This is a genomic window from Stenotrophomonas sp. FW305-C-20-S1 (assembly GCF_058783335.1).
Window position 1 is genome coordinate 19,492 of sequence record NZ_JBYTEK010000019.1, and the last position, 16,950, is coordinate 36,441.

Consider the following 16,950-nt stretch of genomic DNA (forward strand, 5'->3'; position numbering starts at 1 on the left):
TGGCATCCTGCTCCCCTCCTGCGGTTCCTGTCGGCCATGAAGACCACGTCCCTGCTGCGTACAACTCTGCTGCTGCCGCTTGCCGTCCTCGCCTGTGCGGGCTGGGGCCAGGCAACAGCGCCCGCTGCGCCGGCACCTGCGGAGGTGGCGCCGCCGGTGTTGCCTGCACTGGCCTGGGAGCCGCCGCCGCTGCAGCCGTTCAGCGCGACCTACCAGGCGTTCTTCAAGGGCAAGGAAGCAGGCGATGCGACCATGCAGGTCACCCACACCGGCGGCAGCCAGTGGCGGGTGGACATGCAGGTGGTCGGCCGCCGCGGCTTTGCCAGCGTGCTCGGCCTGAACATCGAGCAGAGCACGGTGTTCGAGGAGCGCAGCGGTGTGTATGCGCCGCTCAGCCAGAGCACGGTGCGCAAGGGCCTGTTCCTGGGCAAGAAGGCGGTCGGCACCTACAACTGGCAGGCCGGTACCGCGCAATGGAGCGGCGACGTGGAAAAGAAGCGCGCCCAGCCGATTCCACTGCAGGCCGGCGACCAGAGCGCGTTGCTGATCAACCTGGCGATCATGCGCGACGCCCGTCCCGGCGCGGCCATGCACTATCGCTACGTCGACATGGGCAAGGTGCGCCAGCACGATTACCAGGCCGCGCCGCAGACCGAGAACGTCGAGGTCGGCGACCTGTCCTACAACGCGCTGCGGGTGTATCGCACCAACGGCGGCAACAATGAAACCATTCTCTGGATCGCCAACGGTGTCCCCACCCCGGTGCGCATCCTGCAACGTGAAGACGGCGAAGATCGCGTCGATCTGCGCCTGATCGAATACCAAGGAGTCTGAGCATGAACACCCTGACCCGCCCCCTGACCTGGATCGCCGCTGCCGCACTGTCGGTGGCCAGCCTGCCGGCCATGGCCCTGCAGCCGTTCAAGGCCGACTACCTCGCCAGCTACATGGGCATGCAGGCCAATGGCAGCATGACCCTGGCCAGCGAAGGCACCAACAAGTGGCGTTACAGCCTGCAGGTCAAGAACCAGCTGGCGGACCTGAGCCAGACCACGGTGTTCGAGGAAGTGCGCGGGCAGTTGCGCCCGCTCAGCAGCCAGGACCGCTCTGCGCTGCTGGTGAAGAAGCGCAATGTGCAGGCCAACTACAACTGGACCAGCAACCAGGCCACCTGGACCGGCGACATCAAGCCGGACCGCGCCGGACCGATCGCCCTGAAGGCCGGCGACATGGACGCGCTGCTGATCAACCTCGCCATCGCCCGCGACCTGGCCGCCGGCAAGCCGCTGACCTATCGCATGGTCGACGAGGGCCGTATCAAGAACATGACCTACCGCGTGGTGGGCAAGGAATCGGTCACCGTCGGCGGCAAGAGCTACGAGGCCACCAAGGTCTCGCGCGTCGACGGCAACAAGGAGCTGATTGCCTGGATCGTGCCGGAGTTCCCGGTGCCGGCGCGCATGCTGCAGCGTGAGAGCGGCCGCGATGCGCTGGACCTGACCATCAAGGCGATGAACTGACCGACCGCGCTGCGCGCTCGCCGGGCATGGTCCGGCGCTACCGCCCAACGTCGATCCACGCCATGCCTGGATTCACGCCCCTCACACAAAAACGCCCGCTTTCGCGGGCGTTTTTTCATTTCTTCGTTTCTTCCGCCGGCTTGAACTCGGTGCGGCAGTCGACCCGGATCTGCTCGCCCGTGGATCGGCGCACGAACGTGCGGCAATGGCGGTTGCCGTCCTGGCTGTCGTTCACCGCAACCGCGTAGAACGACTGGATGATCTCGTCACGGGTTACCGTGCCATCGCCATTCCAGTCCATGTCCTTCTGCTCGATGCCCTTGGTGATGGCGATGTTGGCGTACCAGGCATAGCCCAGCCACGCCAGCACGATCAGCACCAGCACCAGAAGCGCCTTGCGGCGACGGCTGAACCTGCCGCGCAGGATCATGCGGCCACGCGCCGGATGGTGGCGCCGAGCGAAGACAGCTTTTCTTCGATGTTTTCGTAGCCGCGATCAAGGTGGTAGATGCGATCGATGGTGGTATCGCCATCGGCCATCAAGCCGGCCAGGATCAGCGACGCTGACGCGCGCAGGTCGGTTGCCATCACCGGTGCACCGCTCAGGCGCTCGTGACCACGCACGATGGCCGTGTGGCCTTCCACCTGCACATCCGCGCCGAGGCGCAGCAGCTCGTTGACGTGCATGAAACGGTTCTCGAAGATCGTTTCATTGATCACGCCCACGCCGTCGGCCACGCAGTTGAGCGCCATGAACTGCGCCTGCATGTCGGTCGGGAACGCCGGATACGGTGCGGTGGTCAGGTTGACTGCCTTCGGCCGCTTGCCGTGCATGTCCAGGGTGATGCTGTCTTCGGTGGTCTCGATGGTCGCGCCGGCTTCCACCAGCTTGGCCAGCACCGCGTCCATGGTGTTCGGGCGCGCGCGGTTGACGGTGACCTTGCCACCGGTCATCGCTGCAGCCACCAGGAAGGTGCCGGTTTCGATGCGGTCGGGCAGCACTTCATGGCGGCCACCGGACAGGCGTTCGACGCCTTCGATGACCAGGCGGGCGGTGCCCAGGCCTTCGATCTTCGCGCCGAGAGCGATCAGGCAATGCGCCAGGTCGGTGACTTCCGGTTCCATCGCCGCGTTGTCGAGGATGGTGGTGCCTTCGGCCAGCACTGCGGCCATCAGCACGTTCTCGGTACCGGTCACGCTGACCATGTCGAAGGTGAAGTGGCCACCCTTCAGGCGCTTGGCGGTGGCCTTGATGAAGCCGTTCTCGACCACGATGTCGGCACCGAGTGCCTGCAGGCCCTTGATGTGCTGGTCGACCGGGCGCGAACCGATCGCGCAACCGCCGGGCAGCGATACTTCGGCCGCGCCGAAGCGGGCCAGCAGCGGGCCCAGCACCAGGATCGAGGCGCGCATGGTCCTGACCAGTTCATACGGAGCCACATGCTGGTTGACCGGACGCGGGTTGACCACGATCGCGCTGCCACGCGACAGCGTGCCCTGGTCGATGGTCACGTTCGCGCCCAGTTCGCCCAGCAGCTTCACCGTGGTGACCACATCGTGCAGATGCGGCACGTTGGTGATCTCCACCGGCGCATCGGCCAGCAGGGTCGCGCACAGGATGGGAAGGACGGCGTTCTTGGCGCCGGAGATGCTTACTTCACCGTGCAGCGCAGCGCCGCCGGTCACAACGATCTTGGCCATGTATTGGGGATCTTCTGCGGTTCAGCCGGCTTCGGCCGGGGTCACGGTTTTCAGTGCGAGCGCGTGGATCGCGCCGCCCATCAGGTCACCCAGAGTGGCATACACCATCCGGTGGCGGGCCAGCGGCAGCTTGCCGGCAAAGGCCTCGCTGACCACGGTCGCTTCGAAATGCACGCCATCGTCACCCTGCACGTCGGCGCGGGCGCCGGGCAGGCCGGTTTCGATCAGATTGCGGATGGTGTCGGCGTCCAACGGGCTTTCCTAATAAAATGTGCGTCCATTCTACTTCCGCTGCGTGGCGTCCGCATGGCCGAATCCCTGTTGCCCCCCCGTTCCGCCGACCCTGCCGCCCTGGTCGCCAGTGGCCGGCGCGTGTTCGAGATCGAACGGCAGGCGCTGGACGCCGTGGCCGACCGCCTCGGCGACGCCTTCCAGCAGGCCTGCCGGGCGATCCTTGGCAGCCGTGGCCGGGTGGTCGCCACCGGCATGGGCAAGTCCGGCCATGTGGCACGCAAGATCGCCGCCACCCTGGCCTCCACCGGCACCCCGGCGTTCTACGTGCACCCGGGCGAGGCCGGCCATGGTGACCTGGGCATGATCACCGAGGACGACGTGGTGCTGGCCCTGTCCTATTCGGGTGAATCGGATGAGCTGCTGATGCTGCTGCCGGTGCTCAAGCGCCAGGGCAATGTGCTGATCGCCATGACCGGCCGCCCGCAGTCGAGCCTGGCCAGCGCCGCCGATTTCCACCTGGATGTGAGCGTGCCGGCCGAAGCCTGCCCGCTGGCGCTGGCGCCCACTTCCAGCACCACCGCCTCGCTGGCGATGGGTGACGCGCTGGCGGTGGCCCTGCTGGATGCACGCGGCTTCACCGCCGACGATTTCGCCCGTTCGCACCCGGCCGGCAGCCTCGGCCGCCGCCTGCTGCTGCACATCACCGACGTCATGCACACCGGCGAGGACCTGCCCAAGGTCGATGTCGGCGCCAGCCTCAGCGAAGCGCTGATGGAGATGAGCCGCAAGCGCCTGGGCATGACCGCCGTGGTCGATGACCAGGGCGTGCTGATCGGGCTGTTCACCGACGGCGACCTGCGCCGCGCCCTGGACACCGACCTGGACGTACGCACCGCCAGGATCGCCGATGTGATGACCCGGCAACCGCGCACCATCAGCGCCGACAAGCTGGCGGTGGAGGCTGCGCGGCTGATGGAAACCCACAAGATCACCGGCCTGATCGTGGTCGACAGCCAGGGCCGCGCGGTCGGCGCCCTGAACATTCATGACCTGTTGCGGGCACGGGTGGTTTAACCGACAGTCCGTAGACCCCATTCAGTCTGTACCAACGAGCCCGCAACCACCGAGTCCGATGCCCTGATGCCCTGGTCCCCCCTGCCCGCCTTCCCCGCCCACCTGCATGCCGTTGCGGCCGGTATCCGCCTGGCCTGCTTCGACGTGGACGGCACCCTCACCGACGGTCGGCTGTACTACGACAAGGATGGCAACGAGAGCAAGGCGTACTTCGTGCAGGATGGTCTGGGCCTGAAACTGCTGCAGCAGCACGGCATCCACCCCGTGCTGATCACCGCGCGCAACAGCCAGTCCGCGCTCAAGCGCGGCGCCGACCTGGGCATCGACACCCAGATTGCCGTCGGCGACAAGCTGGCCAGCGTGCAGGCGCTGTGCGCCCAGCACGGCATCGGCCTGGACCAAGTGGCCTTCATGGGTGACGATCTGCCGGACCTGGCGCCGCTGGGCGCGGTCGGCTTGGCCGTGGCTCCGGCCAATGCCCACCCGTGGATCGCCGAGCGCGTGCACTGGATCACCCGTGCCGACGGAGGCCGTGGTGCCGCGCGCGAGCTGTGCGACGTGCTGCTGGCCGCGCAGGGTCGCGTGGACGCCGTGCTGGCGAGGTTCGGCGCATGAATGCCCCCACCCTGAACTGGCGGATGATCCTCGGCGTCGGCCTGCTGCTGGCCGCCCTGCTGAGCAGCTGGGCAGCGCTGCGCAACCGTGAAAAGGCACCTGCCGCCGAAGGCCAGGACGCCGGTGTGGACTACATCCTGCACGACTTCCAGATCGTCGCCCTGGACGAACATGGCAAGGAATCGACCACTCTGCGCGCGCCCCTGCTGGAACGCCAGCGTGGCGACCAGACGCTCAACATCACCACGCCGCTGTTCGAAATGCCCGACAAGGACGGCAAGCACTGGACGCTGCGCGCCCAGACCGGCTGGCTCAGTGCCAAGGGCGACGAGATGAAGCTGCGGGGCAACGTCGCCGGCGACAGCCCGGCCGGCCCGGGCGTGGTCCCGACCACCTTCCGCACCGACCACCTGGATGTATTCCCGAAGGACAACCGCGCCCGCACCGATGCCCTGGTGACCATGACCCGGCCCGGCATGGAGCAGTCCGGCGTCGGGTTCGAGGTGGATTCGAAGAACAACACGTATCATTTCCTCAGTCAGTCCAAGGGCCGTTACACGCCCAAGCGCTGATTCCGCCGCCCGCCCGCGACGTCTTCCCGACAGGCGCGAAGCCGGCAGCCCCCACCCGCCGCCCCCGGTCCCGCCGGAGGGCCACCACCGGTAGAACGGACCCCGATGAAGATTCCCTTTGCAGCCGTGCTCGCACTCAGTCTTCTTGTCCCCGCTGTCGCCTTTGCCAAGTCGACGGACCGCAACGAAGCGATGAACATTGATTCCGGTGCGCAGTCCGGCACCCTCACCGGTGATGGCAAGACCGTGCTGTCCGGTGGCGTGATCATCACCCAGGGCACCCTGGACCTGCGCTCGTCCGAAGCGGAGATCTACCTCAAGGGCGGCGAAGCCGTGCGTGCGGTGTTCACCGGCAAGCAGGCCAAGATGAAGCAGCAGCTCGACGATGGCACCTGGATGGATGCGGTGGCCGACCGGATCGACTACGACATCACCACCGAGATCATCACCCTGACCGGCAACTACAAGGTCACCAGCGCGCGCGGCACCAACGCTGGCCAGCGCATGGTCTACAACACCCGCAGCGGTGAAATGAACTCCGGCGGCGATGGCAGCCGCGTGCGCACCGTGATTCCGCCGAAGAACAAGACGCCTGCTGCCGCTCCGGCTCCGGCTGGAGGCAAGAAGTAATGCTCGTCGCAACTGGCCTGCGCAAACGCTACAAGCAGCGCGAAGTCGTCAAGGACTTCGGGCTGACTCTGGACGCCGGTGAAGTGGTTGGCCTGCTCGGTCCCAACGGTGCCGGCAAGACCACCTGCTTCTACATGATCGTCGGCCTGGTCGGTGCCGATGCCGGCAGCATCGTGCTGGACGGCAAGGACATCACCGGCGACCCGATGTACACCCGCGCCAAGCAGGGCGTGGGCTACCTGCCGCAGGAACCGTCGGTGTTCCGCAAGCTGACCGTGGCCGACAACCTGCGCCTGGTGCTGGAACTGCGCGAGGATCTGGATTCGGCGGGCCGCGAGCGCGAACTGAACAGCCTGCTCGACGAACTGCAGCTTGGGCATGTTTCCGAACAGCTCGGTGCCAGCCTGTCCGGTGGTGAGCGCCGTCGCTGCGAGATCGCCCGTGCACTGGCCGCCAAGCCGCGCCTGATCCTGCTCGACGAACCCTTCGCCGGTGTCGACCCGATCTCGGTCGGAGAAATCCAGCGCATCGTCACCCATCTCAAGCAACGCGGCATCGGTGTGCTGATCACCGACCACAACGTGCGCGAGACCTTGGGAATCTGCGACCGCGCGTATATCCTCGCAGAGGGCACCGTACTGGCCCAGGGCTCGCCCGAGGCGATCCTGGACAACGCCGACGTGCGCCGCGTCTACCTTGGGGATTCCTTCAAGCTGTGACCGCGGCCGCCGGGCCCTCTCCCTTCCGTTCGGCACAGGCATGAAGACTCGGCTGCAGACATCGTTGGGACAGCAGCTGGTGCTTACGCCCCAGCTGCAGCAGGCGATCAAGCTGCTGCAGATGTCCACGACCGAGCTGGAGCTGGAAATCGCCCAGGCGGTGGAGAGCAATCCGCTGCTGGACTGGTCGGACAGCAGCGACGAAGGCGCCGGTGTCGACAAGGACGGCAGCAGCGAGGACGCGGGCGGCGACAATGACGCCCCACCCGACAACGCTGAAAGCAGCGGCGACGACTGGGCGCCTGCCGAGCTGGACTGGAGCAGTGGCGGCAGCGGCGGTAGTTTCGATGACGACGACGACAACGGCAGTGCCGCCGAACGCGTTGCCGAAACCGAAACCCTGGCCGACCACCTGCTGTGGCAGCTGCACCTGACCCACCTGTCCAAGCGCGACCGCAGCATCGGCGCCGCGCTGATCGATTCATTGGAAGACGACGGCTATCTGCGCGAGCCGCTCTCGGCCATCGCCGAAGCGCTGTTGCCGGCGATCCACGCCGGTGAAGACGAAATCCTGACCGTGCTGCACCAGATCCAGCGCTTCGACCCCGTAGGCGTGGCCGCACGCAGCCTCGGCGAATGCCTGCAACTGCAGCTGGACGTGCTTCCTGCCGACACCCCGTGCCTGGCCCTGGCCCGGCAGGTTGCTGCCGGCCCACTGGAACAACTGCCGCGCTCGGGCGTGACCGGCCTGGCCCAGCAGTTGAAGCAGCCGCTGGCCGAGGTCGAGACCGCCGTGGCCCTGCTGCGCTCGCTGGACCCGCGCCCCGGCACCCAGATCGCCCCGCTCGCCCAGGACACCTACGTGGTGCCCGACGTCGTCGTATGGCGGCAGAACGGCATCTGGCGCGCCGCGCTGGCCGCCCATGCCGGCCCCAAGCTGGTGATCCACCGCGGTTACGAGCAGATGATCCGCCGCTGCGGTGACGCCGATGCCGGTTACCTGCGCGGCCAACTGCAGGAGGCGCGCTGGCTGCTGAAGGGCCTGCAGGCGCGAGGCGAGACGCTGTTGCGGGTAGTGCGAAGCCTGATCCAGCAGCAGGCCGGCTTCCTTGAATTTGGCGAACAGGCATTGCGCCCGCTGACCCTGCGCGAGATCGCAGCCGAACTGGGCCTGCACGAATCCACCGTATCGCGCGCGATCGCCCGCAAACATGTGCGTACGCCACGCGGCACCCTGCCGCTGCGCGCCTTCTTCGCTTCGGGCATCGACACCGACGGCGGCGGCGAAGCGTCCAGCACCGCCATCCAGGCCATGATCCGGCGCCTGATCGATGACGAGAACCCACGCAAGCCGCTTTCTGACGCCAAGCTGGCTGACCTGCTCAAATCGTCGGGAATCCCAGTAGCGCGGCGCACCGTGGCGAAGTATCGTGAGGCCATGAACATCTCCGCCTCGCACGAAAGAGTCAGAATCGTTTGACGCGCCGCCGCGCCCGGCGGAGAGGTTCATTGGCACTTCCGATCAAAGGAGAAACCCGATGCGCATCGAAACGTTTGGCAAAGATGTCGAAGTCACCCCGGCCCTGCAGTCCTATGTAGAGGAGAAGCTGGCCCGGATCGGCAAACACTTCGACCAGCACTGCGAAGCGCGGGTGACGCTCAAGCTGCAGAAGACTGAACACCACGTCGATGCCAGCCTCAATATTCCGGGTCAGACCCTGCACGCTGAAGCCAATGCGCAGACCATGTATGCGGCGATCGACCTGCTGGCGGACAAGCTTGACCGCCTGGTGATCAAGCACAAGGAGAAAAAACAGCAGCACGCACCGCTGCCGGTGGGCGACAATGGTGGCTGATCGCCACCGCTCCCCGCAGACATGCCCCTGACTGACCTCCTGGCGGCCGTGCAGACCCAGCTCTGCACGGCCACCGACCGCGACAGCGTCCTGCAGGCCGCGGCCGGATTGCTGGCCTGCCGCCAGGCCAACGCCGAACAGATCTATCTCAACCTGTGCCAGCGCGAGGCGTTGGGCAGTACCGCGATCGGCTACGGCATCGCCATCCCGCATGGTCGTGCGCCGACCCTGGATCGCCCCCGTGGCGCGCTGCTGCGTCTGCAGACCCCGGTCGATTTCGGTGGTGACGAGCCGGTGGACCTGGTGTTCGCCATGGCCGTTCCCGCCCACTACACCCATCAACACCTGATGCTGCTGTCCGAGCTGGCCGAGCTGTTTTCCGCGCCCTGCATCCGCCAGGCGCTGCGCGAGGCCGGTGATGCACGGGAGCTGCGCCAGGCCCTGGACCTGACCCCACCGGCGAGCGCCGCATGAATACCAGCATCACTGCCCGCGAACTGTTCGAACAGCAGCGAGAGCGGCTCGGCCTGCGCTGGGCAGCGGGCAAATCCGGCGAGAAGCGCGAGCTGGAGGCCGGCAATACGGTTTCGCGACGCCCTTCGCTGGCCGGCTATCTCAATGCGATCTATCCCAACAAGGTGCAGATACTCGGTACCGAGGAACTGTCTTGGCTGGACGCGCTGGAACCACGCCAGCGCTGGGAAACCATCGAAAAGATCATGCAGTCGCATCCGCTGGCACTGGTGCTGACCCGCAACCAGCCCTGCCCGGAAGACCTGCGCGCGGCCGCCGATGAATCCGGCACGCCGCTGTGGTTGTCACCCAAGCGCGGCCACGAACTGCTCAACCATCTGTCCTACCACCTGGCCCGGACGCTGGCGCCGCGGGTGATCCTGCATGGCGTGTTCATGGAGATCTACTCCATCGGCGTGCTGATCACCGGTGAAGCGGGATCAGGCAAGAGCGAGCTGGCCCTGGAGCTGCTCAGCCGCGGTCACCGCCTGGTGGCCGACGACGCCCCCGAGTTCACCCAGATCGCCCCCGACGTGCTCGATGGCACCTGCCCGGAACTGCTGCAGGACCTGCTGGAAGTGCGCGGCCTGGGCGTGCTGAACGTGCGCGAGATGTTTGGCGACACCGCTGTAAAGAAGAACAAGTACCTTCGGCTGATCGTCCACCTGACCAAGCCGATGACCGAGCCCACCCCCCATGGTTACGAGCGCCTGACCGGCGACTCGGGCACGCGCCACGTGCTGGACCTGGACGTGCCGCTGATCACCCTGCCGGTGATGCCCGGCCGCAACCTGGCCGTCCTGACCGAGGCGGCCACCCGCCTGCACATTCTGCGTACCAAGGGTATCGACCCGGCGGCGATGTTCATCGCCCGCCACAGCAACCTGCTGGAACGGCGAACGCCCTGACCCCCCTGTCCTTCGAAGAGCCCGTCCATGAGCACCGTCATTCCCACCGCCCCGACCCTGATCATCGTCAGTGGCCTGTCCGGCTCGGGTAAATCCGTCGCCCTGAAGACCTTCGAGGACCAGGACTACTACTGTTCGGACAACCTGCCGATCCAGCTGCTGCCGGATTTCGTGCGCAATGTGCTGAGTCACCATGACGGCGCGGCATCGCGCCGGTTGGCGGTGGGCATCGACGTGCGTGGGCAGAGCGACCTGACCCAGTTGTCCAGCTGGCGGCAGCTGGCCACCGATGCCGGCGTCGACGCCAAGGTGCTGTTTTTCGAGGCCAGCGATGAAACGGTGCTCAAGCGCTATGCCGACACCCGCCGCCGGCACCCACTGAGCCAGCTGGGCCTGTCGCTGCCCGAAGCGATTGCCCGTGAGCGCGAGCTGATCGCGCCGCTGCGCCGCGAAGCCGATGCGGTGATCGATACCAGTGCGTTGAACGTGCACCAGCTGCGGCGCCGGATCATCACTGAATTTGCGATGGGCCATGCCAGCCGCCTGTCGCTGCTGTTTGAATCGTTCGCCTACAAGCGTGGCGTGCCGGCCGAGGCCGACTTCGTGTTCGACGCGCGCGTGCTGCCCAACCCGCATTGGGATCCGGAACTGCGTGCGTTGAGCGGCCGCGAGCCGGGCGTGCGCGACTACCTGGAGGCGCAGCCGGATGTGCAGCGCTACCTGGCGCAGCTGATGGATTTCCTGGATACCTGGCTGCCCAAGCTGGGCGATGGCACCCGCAGCTATGTGACGGTGGCCTTCGGTTGCACCGGCGGCAAGCACCGCTCGGTGTTCCTGGCCGAACGCCTGGCCCGCCATGCGCGTGAGATGGGCTGGGAAGACGTGGCGACGTACCACCGCGAGCAGGATTGAGGGGGTCGGCCGGGCTGCGCCCGGCACCTGCAGAAACCACGGCAACGTCAACAGCAACAGCCGAAGCAACAGCAACATCGGATTCCCTTGGATGGCGAGGCGGTGTGGGCGCGCAGGACACGCCGTAAACCCATCCTTGGGGGCTCGATGGCGCCATCCATGGCGCCAACGGTCCTGCACCCCCACACCACCCCGCCTCTGACAGATCGCGGCGGGTCGGAGTTGCACTGTGGGTAGGTGTCGACCTTGGTCGACACGGTAGATCCACGCCATGCGTGGATGAATCTCTATCAGGCATCGAAAAAACGGATGGAGTCGGATCCCTTTTTCAACGAAAAAGGGCTCTGACCCGAACAACGCTGAATACGGGACACAGTGCCCCTCTCCTGCTGCTATCGCCAATTCACCTTGACCTGTTAACGTGCAGTAATGACCTGTGGCATTCTCCTCGTAACACATCCTGGGGTCGGGATCGCCCTGCTCGACGTGGCGACCCGGCTTCTGCGGCAGTTGCCGCTGAAGACCGAAGCTTTCGAAGTACCGTTCGACGCAGACCTGGATGCTCTGCTCCCGCTCGCCTCGGCCGCTCTGCGGCGGGTCGATGGGGGCGATGGCGTGCTGATCCTGACCGACCTGTACGGCGCCAGTCCTGCCAACCTTGCCGGGCAGCTGGCCCGGTTGGGGACCCCGGTTCGCCGGGTGTCGGCGCTGAGTCTGCCGATGTTGCTGCGGGTGATGAATTATCCGGAACAGGGACTGGATCAACTGCCCGCCACTGCGGCGGCGGGCACCCGTAATGGAGCGATAGTCGACGATGCTTGAACGAGAACTCACTGTGAGCAACCGCCTGGGCCTGCATGCCCGGGCCACCGCCAAGCTGGTGCAGACCCTGGCGCCGTTCCGCTGCAACGTGACCATGGCCGCCAAGGGCCGTGAGATCAACGCCAAGAGCATCATGGGCGTGATGCTGCTGGCGGCAGGGCAAGGCACGCCGGTCACCATCCGCATCAACGGCGAAGACGAAGTCGCCGCGATGGATGCAGTGGTCGACCTGTTCGAGCGTCGCTTCGACGAGGACAACTGAGCGTGCCGCGCGCGCGCGCCGGCCAAACCCCTACCGGCCAACGGCCGGTACAGCTGCTGGCCGGCCACGGCGCCGCCCGCGGCACGGCAATGGGCCGCGCCCGCGTGCGCCTGCCGCATGCACTGGAAGTAGCCGAACAGCGCGTCGCCCCCTCCCAGGTTGAATCCGAGCTGGCACGCCTGCATCGCGCCGTGGACGCGGCGCGCACGGAGATGCACGAGCTGCGCCAGCGCCTGCATGGCGCGCTGAACCAGGAAGTGGGCGAGTTCCTCGACCTGCATGCACTGCTGCTGGACGATCCCGAACTGCTGTTCGGCCTGGACGAACTGATCCGCAGTGGTCCCTACAGTGCCGGCTACGCGCTGCGCCTGCAGCGCGACCGCCTGGCCAAAGTCTTCGACGGCATGGACGATGCCTACCTGAAGAGCCGCATGGACGATCTCGACCATGTGATCGGGCGCATCCACGCGTTCCTGCAGCCGGAACGGCCCGCAGCGGTGAAGGGCCTGGCCGGCGAAATCCTGGTCTGCGACAACATCGCCCCTTCCGAGCTGGCCCAGCTGCAATCGCACGGTGTGGTCGGCATCGTCACCAGCGCTGGCAGCGCGCTTTCGCACAGTGCGATCCTTGCCCGCAGCCTGCACCTGCCGTTGATCGTCAGCGTGCCGCAGCTGCTGAACAAGGTGATCGACGGCGACGTGCTGATCATCGATGGCGCCGACGGCAGCATCACCGTCAACCCGCAGGCCGACAACCTGCGTGATTACCGGGCGCGCCTGAAGGAGCACGCACGCGAGCAGCGCGAGCTCGGCCGCCTGCGCAGCAAGCCCAGCCGTACCCGCGACCAGGTCGACATCGCACTGCTGGCCAACGCCGAATCGCTGGAAGATGTGACCCAGGCGCATGCGCTGGGCGCCCATGGCCTGGGCCTGTACCGCACCGAATTCCTGTTCCTGCAGCGCAACGAGCTGCCGGACGAAGAAGAACAGTTCCAGACCTACCGCGATGCGGCGCTGGGCATGAGTGGCCGGCCGGTGACCATCCGCACCCTCGACCTGGGTGCAGACAAGGCCGACCGCACCGGCCTGACCCTGAGCAACGAGGAAAACCCGGCGCTGGGCCTGCGCGGCGTGCGCCTGTCGCTGGCGCGGCCCAAGGTGGCCGACACCCAGATGCGCGCGATCCTGCGTGCCTCGGCCTACGGCAAGCTGCGCGTGCTGGTGCCCATGGTCAGCACCCGTGATGAACTGCTGGCGGTACGCCGGCGCATGCTGAAACTGGGCGAGCAACTGCGCGCCGAGGGCCACATGGTGGCCGAGCACGTGCCACTGGGCGCGATGATCGAAGTGCCCGCCGCCGCGCTGGCGCTGGAGAGCTTCATCGACCTGGTCGACTTCCTGTCGATCGGCACCAACGATCTGGTGCAGTACCTGCTGGCCGCCGACCGCAACAACGAAGCACTGGGCGAACTGTATTCGCCGCTGCATCCGGCCGTGCTGCGCCTGCTGCAGATGGTGATCGAGACCGGCGCACGCCATCGCATCCCGGTAGCGGTATGCGGCGAAATCGCGGGCGACGCACGGATGACCCCGCTGCTGCTGGCACTGGGCCTGACCGAGTTCAGCCTGCACCCGGGCACCCTGCTGGAAGTGCGCCGAGCCGTCCGTGATGCCGATCTGGGGGCCCTGCGTGCCCGCGCACCGAAGCTGCTGGGCATGCGTGACCGCCGCGGCATCGAGCGCTGGCTGGCGCTTGTGGCGGACGCGTCCTGATTCCCGACGGTAGTGCCGGCCGCTGGCCGGCAACCTCATGGACCTTCGGTAGGCATGTTGCAGTTGCCGGCCAGCGACCGGCACTACCAACGCCCGGCATAGCCGCCATGCCCGGCGGCTATGCGCTGAAACATCCCCTTGCGATAATGACGCGCTGAACACCCCTGTTGCCGCATCCTTGCCAGGATCGCGGCTTTTCTTATCCCGCGGGAGCTGCGATGGCTGAGGCCGTACGCCACGACAAGACTGCGCGCCAGTTGCGGATGCTGTCCGATGCACTGGACAGCGGTCGGCTGGGCCCGGTACGCCGTCTGGTCAATACCCTGGCGCCGGCCGAGATCGGCAACCTGCTCGAATCGCTGCCGCCGGGCAAGCGCGAGATCGTCTGGGGCCTGGTCGATCCGGAAGATGACGGCGAGGTACTGGTCCACGTCGGCGACGACGTGCGCGAAAGCCTGCTGGCGGACATGGACCCGGACGAAATCATCGCCGCGGTCGAAGACCTCGACATCGACGATCTGGCCGACCTGGTTGAAGACCTGCCGGACACGGTCATCGACGAAGTCCTCAAGTCGATGGATCGCGAGAACCGCGAGCGCCTGGAGCAGGTGCTGTCCTACCCCGAGGACAGCGCCGGCCGCCTGATGAACCCGGACGTGGTGACGGTACGCGCCGACGTCAACGTCGATGTGGTGCTGCGCTACCTGCGCCTGCGCGGCGAACTGCCGGACCACACCGATCACCTGTTCGTGGTCAGCCGCCGCCACCAGTACCTGGGCCGCGTGTCTCTGGCCTCGCTGGTGACCCACGAAGACACCACCCCGATCAACCGCCTGATCGACGATGAGCAGCCTGCCATCGATGTCGGCGAGAGCGACCAGGAAGTGGCGCGGCAGTTCTCCGACCATGACTGGATCTCGGCGCCGGTGGTGGATGACAACAACATCCTGATCGGCCGCATCACCATCGATGACGTGGTCGACATCATCCGTGGCCAGGCCGAGCACCAGGCGCTGGGCGCCGCCGGCCTGGACGAGGATGAAGATCTGTTCAGCCCGGTCTGGCGCGCGATGCGCCGCCGCTTGATGTGGCTGTCGGTGAATCTGTGCACGGCCTTCCTGGCTTCCAGCGTGGTCGGCCACTTCGAGGGCACCATCGACAAGCTGGTCGCCCTGGCGGTGCTGATGCCGATCGTCGCTGGCCTCGGCGGCAACGCCGGCACCCAGGTGCTGGCGCTGATGGTGCGCGGCCTGGCACTGGGCCAGGTCGGCAGTTCCAACGCACGCACGCTGCTGTGGAAGGAAGTGCGGGTGGCCCTGCTCAATGGCGTGGTGCTCGGTTCGGTGCTGGGCCTGATCGTGCTCGCCTGGTTCCACTCGCCCGGACTCTCGGCCGTGATCGCCATCGCGTTGACCTGCAACCTGTTGTTCGCGGCGCTTGCCGGCGTGCTGGTGCCCCTGGGCCTGAAGCGCTTCGGCTTCGATCCGGCGCTGGCCAGCGGCATCTTCCTGACAGCGGTGACCGACTCGATGGGCTTCTTTACTTTCCTCGGCCTGGCCACCATGGTCCTGCTGCACTGACTGGAACTGCCATGGCAACGACGATCGAAAACTACTTTGCACCGGGTTGGCGCGACCAGCTTCACACCTGTGCCGCCTGCGAGTGGAAAGGCAGTTCGCGGGCAATGGTGATGGAACTGGACGAGGACGCCACCGAGTATGTGTGCCCGGTGTGCGAGAACCCATTGCTGGTGGTGCTGCACCCGGACATGGCGCAGGTGCAGGCCGCGGCCGCAGGCGGCAATGCCGAAGCACAGGAGCAGCTGGAGATCATCGCCAGCTTCCCGCGCCCGCAGTGATGCGGCGCACGATGCCGGGCCGGTCGCGGCGCACTACCATCGGGGCGACATCGCCCTCATGGGAACCGCCATGCTTCGATTGCTTCTGCGCTGGCTGCCGCTGCTGGCCCTGCTGATGTTGACCGGGTGTGCCAGTACGCCGCCCGGTGCGCGCGGCCACTTCGAGGCACGCGCGGTGAAGGTGGACGGCGACACCGCCTACTACCAGGTGTTCATCCCGGCCGCTGCCGCGCGCGCGGCTGGTCCGCTGCCGGTGGTGCTGTTCCTGCACGGCTCCGGCGAGCGCGGCGGCGATGGCGTGAAGCAGACCCACGCAGGCCTGGGCCCGTACCTGCGTCGGCACGCGGCCGACTTCCCCGCGCTGGCGGTGTTTCCGCAGGTTCCCGGCGACGAGGAATGGAGCGGTCGCAACAACCGGGTGGCGATCGCGGCACTGGATGCCACGATTGCCGAATTCGACGCTGACCCGGCAAGGCAGTACCTGACCGGAATGTCGATGGGCGGCTATGGCAGCTGGAACATCGCGCTGGACGATCCGAAGCGCTTTGCCGCGATCGTGCCGGTGTGCGGTGCGGTGCTGGCACCACGTGCGGTACGCCCTACCCTGTTCGTCGAGCAGGTGGCGAACGAAGCGGATCCCTATGCGGTGATCGCGCAACGGTTGCAGCGCACCCCGATCTGGATCTTCCACGGCGCGCTGGATGATGTGGTGCCACCGGATGACGATCGCCGGCTGCATGCCGCGTTCCAGACCGCCGGCGCGCGCGACGTGCGCTATACCGAGTACGCGGAAGGCAACCACAACGCCTGGGATGCCACCTACGCCGACGCGGCGATGTGGGCGTGGCTGTTCGCCCAGCAGCGCTGAGCGCTTGCTCCGGTAGAGGCCAACCTTGGTTGGCCCCCTTCTGGTAGATGCCAACCTTGGTTGGCACCAGCCTACCCAAGATCAAGCCATTCCCCGATGTCCGTCGCAAGCGTG

The 16,950-nt window shown here is 66.6% G+C and carries 21 protein-coding genes; 18 read left to right on the top strand and 3 right to left on the bottom strand.

What is annotated here, in order from left to right; genetic code table 11:
• Positions 1-36: 36 nt before the first annotated feature.
• A complete protein-coding gene (locus AC3WTC_RS11930) occupies positions 37-834 on the top strand; it encodes a DUF3108 domain-containing protein (protein ID WP_025874010.1) in 798 nt (265 codons plus the stop codon).
• 2 nt (positions 835-836) lie between these two features.
• A complete protein-coding gene (locus AC3WTC_RS11935; RefSeq protein ID WP_025874011.1) occupies positions 837-1,520 on the top strand; it encodes a DUF3108 domain-containing protein in 684 nt (227 codons plus the stop codon).
• Positions 1,521-1,635: 115 nt separating this feature from the next.
• Here the strand turns inward: AC3WTC_RS11935 and AC3WTC_RS11940 are convergent, their stop codons facing one another.
• The 3 genes from AC3WTC_RS11940 to AC3WTC_RS11950 are packed head-to-tail and all read right to left on the bottom strand — an operon-like array spanning position 1,636 to position 3,473.
• Entirely contained in the window at positions 1,636-1,950 is a 315-nt protein-coding gene (locus AC3WTC_RS11940; RefSeq protein WP_025874012.1) for a hypothetical protein, read from the bottom strand.
• A complete protein-coding gene (gene murA / locus AC3WTC_RS11945; protein WP_492711484.1) occupies positions 1,947-3,221 on the bottom strand; it encodes a UDP-N-acetylglucosamine 1-carboxyvinyltransferase in 1,275 nt (424 codons plus the stop codon). Before murA ends, AC3WTC_RS11940 begins: the two co-directional genes overlap by 4 nt.
• Before the next feature lie 21 nt (positions 3,222-3,242).
• The gene (locus AC3WTC_RS11950) at positions 3,243-3,473 is read right to left on the bottom strand and encodes a BolA family protein (RefSeq protein WP_025874014.1); all 231 of its coding nucleotides are present in this window, start codon (positions 3,471-3,473) and stop codon (positions 3,243-3,245) included.
• A gap of 54 nt (positions 3,474-3,527) precedes the next feature.
• Here AC3WTC_RS11950 and AC3WTC_RS11955 point away from each other — a divergent pair, with 54 nt between their 5' ends.
• The 16 genes from AC3WTC_RS11955 to AC3WTC_RS12030 all read left to right on the top strand — a co-directional run bounded on the left by AC3WTC_RS11955 (position 3,528) and on the right by AC3WTC_RS12030 (position 16,836).
• Complete coding sequence (locus tag AC3WTC_RS11955; RefSeq protein WP_025874015.1) at positions 3,528-4,529, top strand: KpsF/GutQ family sugar-phosphate isomerase; 1,002 nt, start codon at positions 3,528-3,530, stop codon at positions 4,527-4,529.
• A gap of 66 nt (positions 4,530-4,595) precedes the next feature.
• Entirely contained in the window at positions 4,596-5,144 is a 549-nt protein-coding gene (locus AC3WTC_RS11960) for a KdsC family phosphatase (RefSeq protein ID WP_492711485.1), read from the top strand.
• A complete protein-coding gene (gene lptC / locus AC3WTC_RS11965; protein WP_080149498.1) occupies positions 5,141-5,716 on the top strand; it encodes an LPS export ABC transporter periplasmic protein LptC in 576 nt (191 codons plus the stop codon). Before AC3WTC_RS11960 ends, lptC begins: the two co-directional genes overlap by 4 nt.
• Positions 5,717-5,821: 105 nt before the next feature.
• Positions 5,822-6,346 carry a lipopolysaccharide transport periplasmic protein LptA gene (gene lptA / locus AC3WTC_RS11970; protein ID WP_025874018.1) on the top strand — a complete coding sequence of 175 codons (525 nt, stop codon included), beginning with the start codon at positions 5,822-5,824 and terminating at the stop codon, positions 6,344-6,346.
• Complete coding sequence (lptB, locus tag AC3WTC_RS11975; protein ID WP_025874019.1) at positions 6,346-7,065, top strand: LPS export ABC transporter ATP-binding protein; 720 nt, start codon at positions 6,346-6,348, stop codon at positions 7,063-7,065. Before lptA ends, lptB begins: the two co-directional genes overlap by 1 nt.
• 40 nt (positions 7,066-7,105) lie before the next feature.
• A complete protein-coding gene (locus AC3WTC_RS11980) occupies positions 7,106-8,545 on the top strand; it encodes an RNA polymerase factor sigma-54 (RefSeq protein WP_100435910.1) in 1,440 nt (479 codons plus the stop codon).
• 58 nt (positions 8,546-8,603) lie between these two features.
• Positions 8,604-8,921 carry a ribosome hibernation-promoting factor, HPF/YfiA family gene (hpf, locus tag AC3WTC_RS11985; protein ID WP_004147311.1) on the top strand — a complete coding sequence of 106 codons (318 nt, stop codon included), beginning with the start codon at positions 8,604-8,606 and terminating at the stop codon, positions 8,919-8,921.
• Positions 8,922-8,942: 21 nt separating this feature from the next.
• Entirely contained in the window at positions 8,943-9,395 is a 453-nt protein-coding gene (locus tag AC3WTC_RS11990; protein WP_032977285.1) for a PTS sugar transporter subunit IIA, read from the top strand.
• Positions 9,392-10,342 (top strand): HPr(Ser) kinase/phosphatase, encoded by a 951-nt coding sequence (gene hprK, locus AC3WTC_RS11995; protein ID WP_004147299.1) that lies wholly within the window; start codon positions 9,392-9,394, stop codon positions 10,340-10,342. Before AC3WTC_RS11990 ends, hprK begins: the two co-directional genes overlap by 4 nt.
• Before the next feature lie 27 nt (positions 10,343-10,369).
• Positions 10,370-11,254, top strand: coding sequence for an RNase adapter RapZ (rapZ, locus tag AC3WTC_RS12000; protein WP_032951584.1), 885 nt, complete (start codon positions 10,370-10,372; stop codon positions 11,252-11,254).
• A gap of 429 nt (positions 11,255-11,683) precedes the next feature.
• A complete protein-coding gene (locus AC3WTC_RS12005) occupies positions 11,684-12,076 on the top strand; it encodes a PTS sugar transporter subunit IIA (protein WP_025874023.1) in 393 nt (130 codons plus the stop codon).
• Positions 12,069-12,338 (top strand): HPr family phosphocarrier protein, encoded by a 270-nt coding sequence (locus AC3WTC_RS12010; protein ID WP_025874024.1) that lies wholly within the window; start codon positions 12,069-12,071, stop codon positions 12,336-12,338. Before AC3WTC_RS12005 ends, AC3WTC_RS12010 begins: the two co-directional genes overlap by 8 nt.
• A gap of 2 nt (positions 12,339-12,340) precedes the next feature.
• Entirely contained in the window at positions 12,341-14,110 is a 1,770-nt protein-coding gene (gene ptsP, locus AC3WTC_RS12015) for a phosphoenolpyruvate--protein phosphotransferase (RefSeq protein ID WP_025874025.1), read from the top strand.
• A 218-nt stretch (positions 14,111-14,328) separates the two neighbouring features.
• Complete coding sequence (gene mgtE / locus AC3WTC_RS12020; RefSeq protein ID WP_025874026.1) at positions 14,329-15,690, top strand: magnesium transporter; 1,362 nt, start codon at positions 14,329-14,331, stop codon at positions 15,688-15,690.
• 11 nt (positions 15,691-15,701) lie between these two features.
• Positions 15,702-15,968 carry a hypothetical protein gene (locus AC3WTC_RS12025; protein ID WP_025874027.1) on the top strand — a complete coding sequence of 89 codons (267 nt, stop codon included), beginning with the start codon at positions 15,702-15,704 and terminating at the stop codon, positions 15,966-15,968.
• A gap of 70 nt (positions 15,969-16,038) precedes the next feature.
• Positions 16,039-16,836, top strand: a complete 798-nt coding sequence (locus AC3WTC_RS12030; protein ID WP_492711491.1) for a carboxylesterase family protein — start codon at positions 16,039-16,041, stop codon at positions 16,834-16,836.
• Positions 16,837-16,950: the final 114 nt, after the last annotated feature.

Excerpts from the sequence above, each read along its gene's own strand:
- AC3WTC_RS11930 (WP_025874010.1), top strand. The coding sequence starts at position 37 with ATGAAGACCACGTCCCTGCTGCGTACAACTCTGCTGCTGCCGCTTGCC.
- AC3WTC_RS11935 (WP_025874011.1), top strand. The coding sequence starts at position 837 with ATGAACACCCTGACCCGCCCCCTGACCTGGATCGCCGCTGCCGCACTG.
- AC3WTC_RS11940 (WP_025874012.1), bottom strand. The coding sequence starts at position 1,950 with ATGATCCTGCGCGGCAGGTTCAGCCGTCGCCGCAAGGCGCTTCTGGTG.
- murA (WP_492711484.1), bottom strand. The coding sequence starts at position 3,221 with ATGGCCAAGATCGTTGTGACCGGCGGCGCTGCGCTGCACGGTGAAGTA.
- AC3WTC_RS11955 (WP_025874015.1), top strand. The coding sequence starts at position 3,528 with ATGGCCGAATCCCTGTTGCCCCCCCGTTCCGCCGACCCTGCCGCCCTG.
- AC3WTC_RS11960 (WP_492711485.1), top strand. The coding sequence starts at position 4,596 with ATGCCCTGGTCCCCCCTGCCCGCCTTCCCCGCCCACCTGCATGCCGTT.
- lptC (WP_080149498.1), top strand. The coding sequence starts at position 5,141 with ATGAATGCCCCCACCCTGAACTGGCGGATGATCCTCGGCGTCGGCCTG.
- lptA (WP_025874018.1), top strand. The coding sequence starts at position 5,822 with ATGAAGATTCCCTTTGCAGCCGTGCTCGCACTCAGTCTTCTTGTCCCC.
- lptB (WP_025874019.1), top strand. The coding sequence starts at position 6,346 with ATGCTCGTCGCAACTGGCCTGCGCAAACGCTACAAGCAGCGCGAAGTC.
- AC3WTC_RS11980 (WP_100435910.1), top strand. The coding sequence starts at position 7,106 with ATGAAGACTCGGCTGCAGACATCGTTGGGACAGCAGCTGGTGCTTACG.
- hpf (WP_004147311.1), top strand. The coding sequence starts at position 8,604 with ATGCGCATCGAAACGTTTGGCAAAGATGTCGAAGTCACCCCGGCCCTG.
- AC3WTC_RS11990 (WP_032977285.1), top strand. The coding sequence starts at position 8,943 with ATGCCCCTGACTGACCTCCTGGCGGCCGTGCAGACCCAGCTCTGCACG.
- hprK (WP_004147299.1), top strand. The coding sequence starts at position 9,392 with ATGAATACCAGCATCACTGCCCGCGAACTGTTCGAACAGCAGCGAGAG.
- rapZ (WP_032951584.1), top strand. The coding sequence starts at position 10,370 with ATGAGCACCGTCATTCCCACCGCCCCGACCCTGATCATCGTCAGTGGC.
- AC3WTC_RS12005 (WP_025874023.1), top strand. The coding sequence starts at position 11,684 with ATGACCTGTGGCATTCTCCTCGTAACACATCCTGGGGTCGGGATCGCC.
- AC3WTC_RS12010 (WP_025874024.1), top strand. The coding sequence starts at position 12,069 with ATGCTTGAACGAGAACTCACTGTGAGCAACCGCCTGGGCCTGCATGCC.
- mgtE (WP_025874026.1), top strand. The coding sequence starts at position 14,329 with ATGGCTGAGGCCGTACGCCACGACAAGACTGCGCGCCAGTTGCGGATG.
- AC3WTC_RS12025 (WP_025874027.1), top strand. The coding sequence starts at position 15,702 with ATGGCAACGACGATCGAAAACTACTTTGCACCGGGTTGGCGCGACCAG.
- AC3WTC_RS12030 (WP_492711491.1), top strand. The coding sequence starts at position 16,039 with ATGCTTCGATTGCTTCTGCGCTGGCTGCCGCTGCTGGCCCTGCTGATG.